This window comes from Mameliella sp. CS4, assembly GCF_019392335.1.
Taxonomy (GTDB): Bacteria; Pseudomonadota; Alphaproteobacteria; order Rhodobacterales; family Rhodobacteraceae; genus Antarctobacter.
In genome coordinates, this window is sequence record NZ_JAHXRQ010000257.1 from 1 (window position 1) to 243 (window position 243).

1 protein-coding gene is annotated in these 243 nt (G+C 60.5%); it reads right to left on the reverse strand.

What is annotated here, in order from left to right:
* Window positions 1-243: ribosome recycling factor (locus tag KZZ07_RS27305; RefSeq protein WP_219520168.1), on the reverse strand; the 243-nt coding region annotated here is incomplete at both ends.

Consider the following 243-nt stretch of genomic DNA (forward strand, 5'->3'; position numbering starts at 1 on the left):
TTCCGCTGCGCTGCGCGCCTGCTTGGTGAAGCCCTTGCGGGTTTCTTCAGTCAGAGCTGGCATGGAGATCAGCAGCAACTCGCCCAGGTTGGTCGGGTTGAGGTTCAGACCGGCGCTCTGAATCGCCTTGTCGACCGCCGCGAGCATGTTGCGCTCAAAGGCTACGACTTGCAGGGTGCGCGAGTCTTTTACGGTGATATTGGCCACTTGGGTGATGGAGGTGTCCGTGCCGTAGTACGGCAC